The 12,711-nt window shown below is 68.6% G+C and carries 10 protein-coding genes; 9 read left to right on the forward strand and 1 reads right to left on the reverse strand.

Features of this window, described 5'->3' with window-relative positions; translation table 11 throughout:
• Positions 1–136: 136 nt before the first annotated feature.
• The 3 genes from AB0D93_RS26465 to AB0D93_RS26475 all read left to right on the forward strand — a co-directional run bounded on the left by AB0D93_RS26465 (position 137) and on the right by AB0D93_RS26475 (position 3,378).
• On the forward strand, positions 137–988 hold the full coding sequence (locus tag AB0D93_RS26465) for a DUF3558 domain-containing protein (protein ID WP_362123819.1): 852 nt from the start codon (positions 137–139) through the stop codon (positions 986–988).
• Positions 989–1,110: 122 nt separating this feature from the next.
• Entirely contained in the window at positions 1,111–2,019 is a 909-nt protein-coding gene (locus AB0D93_RS26470; protein ID WP_362123822.1) for a DUF3558 domain-containing protein, read from the forward strand.
• A 120-nt stretch (positions 2,020–2,139) separates the two neighbouring features.
• Positions 2,140–3,378, forward strand: coding sequence for a DUF2637 domain-containing protein (locus tag AB0D93_RS26475; RefSeq protein WP_362123825.1), 1,239 nt, complete (start codon positions 2,140–2,142; stop codon positions 3,376–3,378).
• A 91-nt stretch (positions 3,379–3,469) separates the two neighbouring features.
• Here the strand turns inward: AB0D93_RS26475 and lysS are convergent, their stop codons facing one another.
• Positions 3,470–5,209, reverse strand: coding sequence for a lysine--tRNA ligase (lysS, locus tag AB0D93_RS26480; RefSeq protein ID WP_362123828.1), 1,740 nt, complete (start codon positions 5,207–5,209; stop codon positions 3,470–3,472).
• Between the two features lie 141 nt (positions 5,210–5,350).
• Between lysS and argS the strand changes: the two genes are divergently transcribed.
• The 6 genes from argS (at position 5,351) to AB0D93_RS26510 (ending at position 12,701) form a co-directional block, all read left to right on the forward strand.
• Entirely contained in the window at positions 5,351–7,129 is a 1,779-nt protein-coding gene (gene argS / locus AB0D93_RS26485; RefSeq protein ID WP_362123831.1) for an arginine--tRNA ligase, read from the forward strand.
• 63 nt (positions 7,130–7,192) lie between these two features.
• Positions 7,193–8,068: an SUKH-4 family immunity protein gene (locus AB0D93_RS26490; RefSeq protein ID WP_362123833.1), complete on the forward strand. Its 876-nt coding sequence runs from the start codon at positions 7,193–7,195 to the stop codon at positions 8,066–8,068.
• A complete protein-coding gene (locus AB0D93_RS26495) occupies positions 8,065–9,738 on the forward strand; it encodes a hypothetical protein (RefSeq protein WP_362123835.1) in 1,674 nt (557 codons plus the stop codon). The genes AB0D93_RS26490 and AB0D93_RS26495 overlap by 4 nt, the downstream gene beginning before the upstream one ends.
• A gap of 125 nt (positions 9,739–9,863) precedes the next feature.
• Positions 9,864–11,546, forward strand: a complete 1,683-nt coding sequence (locus AB0D93_RS26500) for a nucleic acid/nucleotide deaminase domain-containing protein (RefSeq protein ID WP_362123838.1) — start codon at positions 9,864–9,866, stop codon at positions 11,544–11,546.
• Positions 11,547–11,566: 20 nt separating this feature from the next.
• Positions 11,567–12,115: an SUKH-4 family immunity protein gene (locus tag AB0D93_RS26505; protein WP_362123841.1), complete on the forward strand. Its 549-nt coding sequence runs from the start codon at positions 11,567–11,569 to the stop codon at positions 12,113–12,115.
• A 25-nt stretch (positions 12,116–12,140) separates the two neighbouring features.
• On the forward strand, positions 12,141–12,701 hold the full coding sequence (locus AB0D93_RS26510; protein ID WP_362123844.1) for an SUKH-4 family immunity protein: 561 nt from the start codon (positions 12,141–12,143) through the stop codon (positions 12,699–12,701).
• Positions 12,702–12,711 lie beyond the last annotated feature (10 nt).

Consider the following 12,711-nt stretch of genomic DNA (forward strand, 5'->3'; position numbering starts at 1 on the left):
AAAGGGACAAGTGACCGGCGGTCACGGCAGCGCGTGCGATAGACATTGTCTCCAGGGGGCGCCCCGCTGCGGCAAGCGAATAACCAGCGGGGACACTGGAGCACCAAGCGAGCGCACACCCGGAAGGAGCCCGACCGTGCAGCGGAAGGCGTACGTAACCGGCACCGCCGCCCTCCTCGCGGCGCTGCTGGCCGGCTGCACGAGCGGCTCGGGCGGTGACAGCCCCACGGACAACGCCAATCCGGGCGACGCCGGTACGGCCACGGCCGCCGCCCAGCCCGGCAAGTACCGCACGCTGCCCGAGCCCTGCGGCGCGGTCGGCCACGACACGCTCGACTCGATGCTGCCCGGCATCAAGCAGATCGCCGACCCCGACCAGCGGGACAAGGCCTACCAGGGCGAGGCCGAGCTCACCTACGACACCGAGCGCAAGGTCGGCTGCCACTGGAAGGTGGAGTCCGCCGACGCCACCGACCGCCTCTCGGTCGACTTCGAGCGGGTGGTGTCGTACGACAACACGGTCAGCGACGACGACCAGGCGCAGAAGCTGTTCGAGGGCAAGGAGTCGGCCGCGCACCTGCCCGAGCCGAGCGGCTCCTCGTCGCCGGCCGGTACGCCGTCGCCGACTTCCACGACCTCGTCCACGCCCCCGTCCGGCGGCGCCGCGTCGTCCTCCGCGAGCGGCGGCGCCTCCCCCTCCGGTTCGGCTCCCTCGGGCTCCGCCTCCTCCGACCCGTCCGTGGCCGATCTGCAGCCGCGGGTGCTGTCCGGTCTCGGTGACGAGGCGTACATCGACGATCAGCTCGCGTCGTCCGGTTCGACCGCCGAGCAGCGGACGGTGACTGTGGTGTTCCGCACGTCCAACGTCGTCGTCACCCTTGAGTACGAGGAGCAGCCGACAGCCACGGGAACGGTCCCCGACAGCAAGGAAATGCAGGACAGGGCCCGAAATCTGGCCTCTCAACTCGCCGACACGCTGGGCGGCTGACGGCTTCCGAGGCCCGTTGTCCGCCCGCTCGCAAAGAACGCGAACGGAAACCGCACAGCTCCTTCACCGCGTACGGTGGCCCCGCAGGAACCCGCACGAACACCGAGCGTAGTGAAGGAACCATGCAGCGAGCAGCCCAGCGAGACAACCGTGCCGAGCGACAGATGCGTGCCAAGCGCCTGAGCCGTGTCCTTGTCTGCGCGGCAGCCGTTCCGGCGGTGCTGATCACCGCCGCCTGTTCGTCGGACTCGGGCGATTCCAAGGGCAAGGGTGCCGACAGCGGTGCGCAGCAGTCGCAGGGCGGCAGCACGACGCCCTCGGCGAGCGCGTCCCCGACCGTGCAGGCGGCCGCCTACAAGAAGCTTCCCGACGCGTGCGCGGTGCTGGCGAAGAAGTCCCTGGGCGATCTGGTGCCGAAGGGTGTGTCGTCCGCCAAGAAGGGCAGTTCGAACGATCCGTCGTCGCGTGCCTCGTGCTCCTGGAGCAGCCTGGACAACAACGGCGTGAAGGGTTCGCAGTTCCGCTGGCTGAACGTCTCCCTGCTCCGCTTCGACTCGGACACCGCGCGCGGCTCGGGTGAGACGCAGGCCCACACGTACTTCACGCAGCAGGTCAAGGACGCCGCGTCGATGGCCGGCGCGAAGAACACCAAGGAGGTCCCGCTGTCCGGCACGGGCACGGAGGGGACCGCGGTGCGTTACGACCTGCAGAAGAAGGAAGGTCTGTTCAAGCAGCAGACGGTGGTCACGCGGGTCGAGAACGTGGTCGTCACGCTGGACTACAACGGTGCCGGTCTCGCGGGCGAGAAGACGCCGGACGCCGACGACCTGACGAAGGCCGCCGAGAAGGCGGTCAAGGAGGTCGTGGCGTCGGTGTCGTCCGCCAACGGTGCCTCCTCGTCGGCCGGTTCCGGTGCGGGTGCCTCGGCGTCCCCGTCGCGGTCGGCGTCGAAGCCGTCGTCGTCGCAGTCTCCGTCCAAGTCGGCCTCTTCCAGTGCTTCTCCGTCCAAGTCGGCCGCGAAGAAGAACTGAGCCAGGGGCCCGTAGGACCGACCGGTACCACGTTCGCCGTACGCGTGTGCCACCCTGTTGCGCGCAACAACAGGCAATGGGAGGGGAGTACGAGTGGCCGCGCCACTGCAGCTGACTCGGATGCACCGCGTTCTCATCGGCGTGGTCGTGACCGGCGCCTTGATCATCGCCGGCATCGGCTTCGCCGGGTCCTACGCGGCCGTCCGTGAGCTGGCCATCAAGAAGGGCTTCGGGAACTTCTCCTATGTGTTCCCGGTCGGCATCGACGCGGGTATCTGTGTCCTGCTGTCCCTGGACCTGCTCCTGACCTGGATCCGCATCCCCTTCCCGCTGCTGCGCCAGACGGCGTGGCTGCTGACGGCGGCGACGATCGCGTTCAACGGTGCCGCCGCCTGGCCGGACCCGCTGGGCGTCGGCATGCACGCGGTGATCCCGGTGCTGTTCGTGGTCGCGGTGGAGGCGGCCCGGCACGCGATCGGCCGTATCGCCGACATCACGGCGGACAAGCACATGGAGGGGGTCCGGCTGACCCGCTGGCTCCTCTCCCCGGTCCCCACGTTCCTGCTCTGGCGCCGTATGAAGCTGTGGGAGCTGCGTTCGTACGACCAGGTCATCAAGCTGGAGCAGGAACGTCTCGTCTACCAGGCGCGCCTGCGTTCCCGCTTCGGGCGTGCGTGGCGGCGGAAGGCCCCGGTGGAGTCGCTGATGCCGCTGCGGCTGGCGCGCTACGGCGTCCCACTGGCGCAGACGGCTCCGGCGGGCCTGGCGGCGGCGGGCATAGAACCGGTCGTGCTGCCGCCCGTGCCGCAGCAGCCGCGGCTCACGGGGAGTGCCGCGGTCGCCGGCGGTCGTGCCGCCGGGGCGGCGTCCGTCCCCCAGCAGGCGGCGCCTCCCGGCGGGCAGCACCCGGCTTCCGAGGTGGACGAAGAGAGCCCGTGGTTCCAGGCTCCGCGACAGATCGACTACCACGGGGGCTACGACCCCACCTACGACCCCCAGCTGCAGGAACCCCAGTACGCCCCCGACGAGCAGTACGAGGAGTGGTACGAGGACCAGCAGCCGGAGGACTTCCAGCAGCCCTCCCCCGAGGAGACCGGCAGCTTCCCCATCCCCGTGGGCCCGAACCGCACCCGCGAGCTCGGCGAGGGCGGCGGCAACCCGGAGCCGGACCCGACCGAGGACGACTACTACCAGGTCTTCCGCAAGTCGATCGACGGCAGCTTCCCCACCCCGCACCAGTTCAGCGAGGCCGTGGAGGCGACGTACGGTCTCCCGCTCCCCGCGCGGGACGCCGACCGCATGGTCAAACGCTTCACCAACCGTTTCAACGCGGAACTGGAAGAGAACCACATCGCGTAACGGCGAAGAGAACCACATCGCGTAACGGCATGGAAAAGGGGCCCTCCTCGGCGGAGGGCCCCTTTTTTCTTACGCGGTCTCCTACGGTTTCTTACTCTCCGAGCAGCTTCCGCACCCGGTCCTGCCCGACCGCGAGGAGCAGCGTGGGCAGCCGCGGCCCGGTGTCCCGCCCGACGAGCAGGTGGTACAGCAGGGCGAAGAACGCACGCTGGGCCGTCTTGATCTCGGCCGGCAGCTCCTTCGGCGTGGCGTCGGCGGAGAAACCGGCCTGCACCTTCGGCACGCCGTACACGAGGTGGGTCAGCCCGTCGAGCGACCAGTGCTCGGCGAGGCCGTCGAGCAGCAGCCGCAGCGACTGCTGGGAGGCCTCGTCGAGGGACTTCAGCAGCTCGGCGTCGGGTTCGTCGCGCACGATGGTGCGCTGGTCGGCGGGCACGTGGGTGTTGATCCACGCTTCGGCCTTGGCATAGCGCGGCCGTGCCTCGTCCAGGGACGCCAGCGGCTGCTCCGGGTCCAGCTCGGAGAGGATCCGCAGCGCCTGGTCCTCGTGCCCGGCGGTGATGTCGGCGACGGAGGCGAGGGTGCGGTACGGCAGCGGGCGGGGCGTCTTCGGCAGCTCGGCGCCGGCGGTGCCCACGGCCCGCGTGTACGCGGCGATGTCGGCGGGGAGCGCGGAGCCGTCGGCGACCTTCGCCGCCAGCTTGTCCCACTCGTCGTACAGCCGCTGGATCTCCTGGTCGAAGGCGATCTTGAAGGACTGGTTGGGCCTGCGGCGGGCGTAGAGCCAGCGCAGGATCTGCGGCTCCATGATCTTCAGCGCGTCGGCCGGGGTGGGGACCCCACCGCGCGAGGAGGACATCTTCGCCATGCCGGAGATGCCGACGAAGGCGTACATGGGCCCGATGGGCTGCTTGCCGCCGAAGATCCCGACGATCTGGCCGCCCACCTGGAAGGACGACCCCGGGGACGAGTGGTCGACGCCGCTCGGCTCGAAGACGACGCCCTCGTAGGCCCAGCGCATGGGCCAGTCGACCTTCCAGACCAGCTTGCCGCGGTTGAACTCGCTGAGCCGGACGGTCTCGGCGAAGCCGCACTCGTTGCAGGTGTACGCCAGCTCGGTGCTGTCGTCGTCGTAGGAGGTGACGGTCGTCAGGTCCTTCCCGCAGTTGCCGCAGTACGGCTTGTACGGGAAGTAGCCGGCGGAGCCGGACGAGCCGTCGTCCTCGCTCGCCGCGCCCGAGCCCTCCTCGGCCTCCAGCTCGGCCTCGTCGACGGCCTTCTGCTGCTGCTTCTTCGGGGCCTTCTTGGTGCGGTACTGGGCGAGGATCGCGTCGATGTCGCCGCGGTGCTTCATGGCGTGCAGGATCTGCTCGCGGTAGGCACCGGAGGTGTACTGCGCGGTCTGGCTGATGCCGTCGAACTCGACACCCAGCTCGGCCAGCGAGGCGATCATCGCGGCCTTGAAGTGCTCGGCCCAGTTCGCGTACGACGACCCGCGCGGCGCCGGGACCGAGGTCAGCGGCTTGCCGATGTGCTCGGCCCAGGACGTGTCGACACCCTCGACGCCGGCCGGGACCTTGCGGTAGCGGTCGTAGTCGTCCCAGGAGATCAGGTGCCGGACCTGGTGTCCGCGCCGCCGGATCTCGTCGGCGACCAGGTGCGGGGTCATGACCTCGCGGAGATTGCCCAGGTGGATGGGGCCGGAGGGGGAGAGTCCGGACGCGACGACGACCGGTTTGCCCGGGGCCCGGCGCTCCGACTCCTCGATGACCTCATCCGCGAAACGGGAGACCCAGTCGGTGGTCTCGGTGCTCTGAGCCACGATCGGCACGTCCTTCTTTCTGAACGGGGTGGCACAACAAGGTGACACTCCATTCTCACAGACCGGCTCGCGCCCGCGAAAACGGCTTTACCTCCCATGGGATACTGGCCGGGACTATCCATCCCCACGAGGAGAACGGCACCCATTCCTATGGCCTCGGTCACGTCCCTCAGCGACAACGTCCAGCAGCACCTCGCGTCCGCCCTCTCGGCCACCCTGCCCGAGGCCGCCGACGCGGACCCGCTGCTGCGACGAAGCGACCGGGCCGACTTCCAGGCCAACGGCATCCTGGCGCTGGCCAAGAAGGCGAAGGCGAACCCGCGGGAGCTGGCGACACAGGTCGTCTCCCAGGTGGTCACGGGTGACGAGCTGATCAAGGACGTCGAGGTCTCCGGCCCCGGCTTCCTGAACATCACGATCGCGGACCGGGCGATCACCGGGAACCTGGCGGCGCGGTACGCGGACGAGACGGGCCGCCTCGGTGTGCCGACCGCCGCGCAGCCGGGCACGACGGTGATCGACTACGCGCAGCCGAACGTGGCGAAGGAGATGCACGTCGGCCATCTGCGCTCTGCGGTGATCGGCGACTCGGTGGTCCAGCTGCTGGAGTTCACCGGCGAGAACGTGATCCGCCGGCACCACATCGGCGACTGGGGCACCCAGTTCGGCATGCTCATCCAGTACCTGGACGAGCACCCGCACGAGCTGGACCACAAGGCGTCCGCCGAGGACACGGCGGCCTCGGGCGAGGAGGCGATGTCGAACCTCGACCGTCTCTACAAGGCCGCGCGGAAGAAGTTCGACTCCGACGAGGAGTTCAAGACGCGGGCCCGGCGCCGGGTGGTCGACCTCCAGGCCGGCGACCCGCGGACCCTCGCCACCTGGCAGAAGTTCGTGGACGAGTCGAAGATCTACTTCTTCTCCGTCTTCGAGAAGCTGGACATGGAGATCCGCGACCCCGACATCGTCGGCGAGTCCGGTTACAACGACATGCTGGCCGAGACGTGCCGCCTCCTGGAGGAGTCCGGTGTGGCGGTCCGCAGCGAGGGCGCCCTCTGCGTCTTCTTCGAGGACATCAAGGGCCCGGACGGCAACCCGGTCCCGCTGATCGTGCAGAAGTCGGACGGCGGCTACGGCTACGCGGCGACGGACCTGTCCGCGATCCGCGACCGTGTCTTCAACCTGAAGGCGAACACCCTGCTGTACGTGGTGGACGCCCGCCAGGCCCTGCACTTCAGGATGGTCTTCGAGACCGCGCGCCGGGCCGGCTGGCTGAACGAGGACGTGACGGCGTTCCAGCTGGCCTTCGGCACGGTGCTGGGCAAGGACGGCAAGCCGTTCAAGACGCGTGAGGGCGAGACGGTCCGCCTGGTCGACCTCCTGGACGAGGCCATCGACCGCGCCTCGGCCGTGGTCCGGGAGAAGGCCCAGGACCTGTCCGAGGAGGAGATCGCCGAGCGGGGCACCCAGGTGGGCATCGGCGCGGTGAAGTACGCCGACCTGTCGACCTCGGCGAACCGGGACTACAAGTTCGACCTGGACCAGATGGTGTCCCTGAACGGCGACACGTCCGTCTACCTCCAGTACGCGTACGCCCGTATCCGGTCCATCCTCCGCAAGGCCGGCGAGACCCGCCCGGCCGCGCACCCGGAGCTGGCACTGACCGACGCCGAGCGGGCCCTGGGTCTGCACGTGGACGCGTTCGCGGCGACGGTGGCGGAGGCGGCCGGCGAGTACGCCCCGCACAAGCTGGCGGCCTACCTCTACCAGTTGGCGTCCCTGTACACGTCCTTCTACGACAAGTGCCCGGTCCTGAAGGCTGAGACGCCGCAGCAGGTGGAGAACCGCCTCTTCCTGTGCGACGTCACGGCCCGCACCCTGCAGCAGGGCATGGCCCTGCTGGGCATCAGGACGCCGGAGAAGCTCTGACCCTCTGACGTGCAGCCCTTAGAGTCTGTGCAGACCCGTCCGCGCAGACTCTGAGGGAGCCCGATGTCCGAGCGAGTCCCCGATCCCGCCACGTCCCACTTCGGCCGGGACGGCATGCGCCGGTTCACGGTGCCGGCCTCCTACGGGGTCCAACTGCCCGACGTGGCCCGCGAGGTGCTGTCGGACACCGGGGTACCGCTGCACGTGCAGCCGTACTTCACGGCCGCCCCCGACACGGACGGTCCCACGCTGGGCGTCACCGCGGGCCACCAAGGGCTGCCGGTACCCGCCGGCCAGGAGAACTGGCTCCGGCTCGGCACCGACCCGCTGGCCCACCTGTGCGTGCGTCCGGACGGTGCGGTGCAGGCGGTGTTCCTGGGCCTCGACGAGGCCGACATGTTCGTCAGCTCGGACGTGCCGGCATTCAACGCCTCGCTGGCCGCACTCGACCGCCGCATGCCGGTGATCGCCGCCTCGACCAGCCTCCCGGTGGCAGCGGCCGCGTTCCGTGAACTCAACGCCGAGCTGCGGCAGATCGACGCCGCCGCGTTCGAGGAGCGCGAGAGCTGGTGGCCGAAGGTGCTGGACGACGTACGGCACACCCTGAACTTCCCGTTCTCGTCGGCGTTCGAGTACGTCGACGCGACGGGCGCCAAGCAGATCGTCACCGACGCGACAGGCCCGGGCCGCCCGCACCCCGAGGAACTGGTCTGGCAGCGCCTGCACGCGCAAGGGGTGACCCCGGAGCAGGTACGGCGTGTCTACTGCGAACTCCAGCCGTGCATGATGCCGGGCCACTACTGCGCGGTCTGGCTCCAAGCGACCTTCCCGCACGCGGAGTTCACGCACAGCTTCGACTACGGCGACACGGCGGACTCGCGCGAGGAGGGACTCAAGGAGTTGATCACCCACGCGGCTCAGCAGGCGGGCGACCGGTGACCGAGCTCAGCTGGTCCCGTCCCGCGGCGGGCCGCGAACCGGCCGCCGCCGCCCTGCTGGCCTGGCTGGCCGATCCACAGGCCCCTCGCCTCTGTGTCCTCACCGGCAGCGCGGGATGCGGCAAGTCGACACTGCTGGCGTGGCTGATCGGGCACGGGACGCGGGAGGCGACGCAGCCGGAACGCCGGATCCACGGTTTCGTCCCTCTGGCCGGCCAGACCGCCCTGACCGCCGCCTGGACACTGGCCGAGCAGCTGCACGTGGCCGCCCGCACCCCGGGCGAGCTGGTGGCCTCACTGGCCACCGACGAGCGCCGTACGGTGATCGCGCTGCCGGAGCTGCATGAGGCGGAGGATGCTGGGACGGTCACCGAACTGGTGCTGCTGTTGGCCGAGTTGCCCCATGTACGCCTGCTCGTGGAGGTGCGGAGCGACAGCGCCGAGGCCGCGCCCCTCATGGCCGTGCCTTCGGCCGTGATGGACCTCGACCAACCGCAGTGGACGGATCCGGAGCGGTACGCGGCGTGGGCGGCCTCCCAGCCGGCCGACCGCGAGGTGCCGATCGAACGCCCAACGGGCACTGTCGACCTGAACGACCCCACCGTGATCTGCGCAGCGGACCCCTGGCAGGTGTCCGTCGGCTACGAACGCTCCGGGGACGCTCACGGCGGCCTGCGGACGGCATGGCTACGGGCGGGCGCCTCCCTGACCCACGAGCAGGCACCCGCGGACCGGGCCGTCGTACTCCTGGCGGCCCTGGGCGACGACGCCGACCCGAGGCTGCCGCAGGCGCTCGCCGCCCTGGCCGAGGGTGCCGCATGGCAGGTCGTCTGGCGCAGGGTGCGCGGCGACGTGCGCCCGCCATGGCCGGGACCGGCACGTGCGCTGTCGTCCGGTCGCGGGCACCTGGCGGGGAAGCTGGTCGTCGCCGATCATCAGGGCACGGTCCGTCTGGTGGACGAGTCGGACGCGGCTCCGAGTGGCCGGCTGCCGGAGCCGGTGCCGGGGGTGCGTGCTGTGGCCGCCACCCCCGAGGGCGACGTACTCGTCCTGGACGCGCAGGGCCGGATGCACATCCAGCACAGCCCCTCCACGCCGCGGGTCACCGGCCTGGCGGCACTGCTGGAGGACAGGCCGGCGCCGGTGGAGCGGCTGACGGAGGCGGCGCGGAAACAACTGAGCGCCGAAGCGGTCACGTTGGCATTCTGCGAGGGACTGCTCGCGGCAGGGGACGCCGCGGGCACGGTGCACGCCTTCTCCGAAGTGGACGGAGAGACACGGGCCTTCGTGGCGCACCTGCACGAGGGCGAGGTCGCCGCAGTGGCAGTCCTGCGCCTGGAGACGCCCGGGGACGGCCCGGGAATCCCCTTGATCCACAGCGGTGGTTACGACGGCACGGTGCGAGCATGGGCCCCCGGAGCGGAGCCCCTCGCGTCGCCTGTCCGGTCGCGGGCGTGCCCGGTGACGGCCCTGGCGACAGCGACCACCGAGGGCGGACCGGTGCTGGCCATCGCCTGGGCGGACGGCCTGGTCGAACACCACACCCTGGACGACGAGGGCACGGTCCGCACCTACCGGCCCGGAGCGGCGGTCAACTCGCTGGCCGTGACCGATGCCGGGACGCTCCTGGTCGGCACGGACGAGATGCTGGTGCACCTGCGCCCGGCCTGAAACCGGATGGCGTTGTCACAGTCATGCCATAGAGGCGGCGAGCACCCTTGCCCCCCAACCCACCTTTCCCGTTAGGGTTTTGATGCTCATACGATGATCAGGAGGGCGAGGGGGCGTCACGGGGGATGGGCTACACGATTCCGGGCTGGCTGGACCAGGTACTCGACTACATCGGCATCCACTTTCCGAACGTCGACGAGGACGACTACCGCCACATGGCCACTGCCATGCGGGAGTTCGCCGACAAGTTCGAGGGACACGGGGCGGACGCCCACAAGACGGTGGAGCAGATCCTCGCCTCCTCCCACGGCTGGGCCGTCCAATCGATGCAGAACCACTGGAACCAGGTCAAGGCCAGCCACCTCGACAAGATCCCGGAGCTGGCACGCCTGTTCGCGGACGCCCTGGACGTGGTCGCGGACGTCATCTTCGGAATGAAGACCAAGGCCGAGGCCGAACTCGCCGTCATGGCGGGCTCGGTGGGCCTGTCGCTCGGCCTGTCCTTCGTCACCGGCGGCCTGTCCGCCGTGCTCGGCGCGGCCGAGGTCACGGCCATGCGCCAACTGGTGAAACGCATCATCGACGAGGCCGCCGACCAGATCGTGAACGAGCTGATCGCCAAGGTCACCGAGCCGGTCAACGCCAAGCTGGAGGCGATGATCGAGGACGCGGTCCTGAACCTGGCGGCGGATGCGTTCACCCTGCCTCCCGCCCCGACCGGCGCGGGAGGGGGCGGAAGCGGCGGCGGTGACACCGGACACGGCCACGGACACGGCGGCATGAAGCTGGCCTCGGCGGGAGCCGGAACCGGTGGGATGGAACTGGCCTCCGCGTCCGGCGGTTCGGGCGCGGGTGGCGACCTCCACATCGACCACGAGGAGTTCGAGAGCGGCGCCGGCAAGCTCTCCTTCCACGGCAGCGAACTCCACGCGAACAGCGCCGCCCCACTCGGCCGCGCCAAGGGCCTCTTCGGCCGCACCAGGGGCAAGGACCCCTTCACCCAGACCTTCGACTCGATGATCCACGGCGCCCTGCACGGCTGCGAAAAAGCCCTCGTCAAGGTCGGAAAGCACCTCACCGAGACGGTCCCGGACCGCGCGCGGGGGGTCTCGCGGCTGCACAAGGACAACGACATCGAGATCGGGCAACGGCTCAAGGGGATCGAAACCCACAAGGGCCGAGACGAGCACGGGAACCCCAGGATGTACATCCTGAACGCGGACGGCTCTGTGGATCGTCTGATGCCGGACGGCACGATACCTGCCAAGGGAACCCACGGGCACGACCACGAAGACCGACTGAATCTGGCGAACATCGCTCCGACCGGCCAGGTCTGGCGCCCCAAGACGCAGTCTGAGCGGGAGAAATGGCAAACGCCTTCAGGCCACGAGGGGAAAGTGGTATCGCAGAAGATCAACCCCGCTTCAAGTGACCTGGCGCAAGCGACACAACTGGCCCGTAAAGCACACGACTATTACCAGGGAAGGAACTACGCTGCCGGACGGTACATAGACCCCCAGAGCGGTCGAGAAATGATCCTCATCACGCGAAGTGGTGGAGGATTCCACTCCGAACGCTCTCTGGGACACCCTCTCCTTCACACAGGAAACGCAAACGGACTCAGGGAGGTGTTCACAGAGAGAGCTCCCTGCCAGAAGAGCCCTCGGTGTGAGCGATGGCTCAGTGCGTTCTTCCCGCATGCGAAGGTCACACACGCGGCGAACTACGACCAAAGTGACCCTTCGACACAGGGCAAGGAGCACAAGACCTATCGGGAGAACCTGGCACGGCTCCACGGCAAGAAGTAGGACACGGTAGCGTGGCGAACATGAAGCACGCAGTGAGCAGCGAAGACGTCATCCGTCTGTTCGGCCTGGACGGCGTCAACTACTACCCCCAGTACGCCGGCAGTGAACTCGATGCTGCCACGGCCGGGTTCCTAGGTGCTGTGGGTCTGCCCAGCGACCGCACTTTCGTGTCCCGTGCCGAACCCGAGAACGGATTCCCCACCCCGGCGGAACTGGGCCCGCTCCTTGACCACCGGGGCCAGGCATGCCCACCGGAGCAGCGCCGTTGGCTCGTACTCGGTTACCTCATCACGGCCCTGGTCGTCCTCGATCCTCAAACCGGATCGGTCCATGCCTATCCCGAAGGCGAGACAGAAAGCCAGATACTCCATCGCGACGTTGAGTCATTCGTTTTCACTCTGTGCGCCTTCCGGAAGCTCATTGACGCTTATACCGAGGACGAAGACGAGGTGGAGGCTTTTGTCTACGAGTTCCGGCAGGCTGTCACCGCGGTGGACCGTGTCCCACTCGCAAACGAGGAGACCGAGTGGAGCCGTCTCCTGGGTGAGGTTCTGGACGGCATGTGGTGAGGAGCAGAGAGCGTCGTCTGGCCCCGTGACACACCTAGTAACCGCCACCAGCCTGATCAAGGCCTATGGCCTGACGAACGTGGTCTTTTTCCCGCAGCACCCGATCCATGGATCCGCGGACGGCCCACAACCGACATCCCTCCTCAGTTCAGTGGGTCTCCCCCACTCTGCAATCTTCACCTCGAAGACAGATTTAGAGCACATGTATGAGTTCGGCTTCAACCCGACAACCCTGGCCGGCCTGTTGGGTCACCTCGGGAGGCCGTTCCCCTACGAGACCCGGGCATGGTGGCCGCTTGGCTACCTGTTCACCTCGCTCATTGCGGTCGACCCCGAATCCGGAAGGGTGTATTCCTTCCCGGAGAGCGAAGAGCATTACATCTTGCTGCATCGCGATGTCGAATCACTACTCTTCGCTCTCATCGAACTTCGGAAGCTTGAAGTCGATCACGACAATAATGTCGCCCCGGAAGAACTGTCCGAACGGTTCCGGAGAGTGGTCGGCGCCTTCGATCCCACGCCGTTCGCCGATGAAGAATCGCAGTGGAACCTGTCGCTCGAGGAACTCGAGCACGGGATCTGGTGAGACCGCTGTG

The sequence above is a fragment of the Streptomyces sp. NPDC048191 genome (assembly GCF_040652655.1).
Taxonomy (GTDB): Bacteria; Actinomycetota; Actinomycetes; order Streptomycetales; family Streptomycetaceae; genus Streptomyces.

Excerpts from the sequence above, each read along its gene's own strand:
- AB0D93_RS26470 (WP_362123822.1), top strand. The coding sequence starts at position 1,111 with ATGCAGCGAGCAGCCCAGCGAGACAACCGTGCCGAGCGACAGATGCGT.
- AB0D93_RS26475 (WP_362123825.1), top strand. The coding sequence starts at position 2,140 with ATGCACCGCGTTCTCATCGGCGTGGTCGTGACCGGCGCCTTGATCATC.
- argS (WP_362123831.1), top strand. The coding sequence starts at position 5,351 with ATGGCCTCGGTCACGTCCCTCAGCGACAACGTCCAGCAGCACCTCGCG.
- AB0D93_RS26490 (WP_362123833.1), top strand. The coding sequence starts at position 7,193 with ATGTCCGAGCGAGTCCCCGATCCCGCCACGTCCCACTTCGGCCGGGAC.
- AB0D93_RS26500 (WP_362123838.1), top strand. The coding sequence starts at position 9,864 with ATGGGCTACACGATTCCGGGCTGGCTGGACCAGGTACTCGACTACATC.
- AB0D93_RS26505 (WP_362123841.1), top strand. The coding sequence starts at position 11,567 with ATGAAGCACGCAGTGAGCAGCGAAGACGTCATCCGTCTGTTCGGCCTG.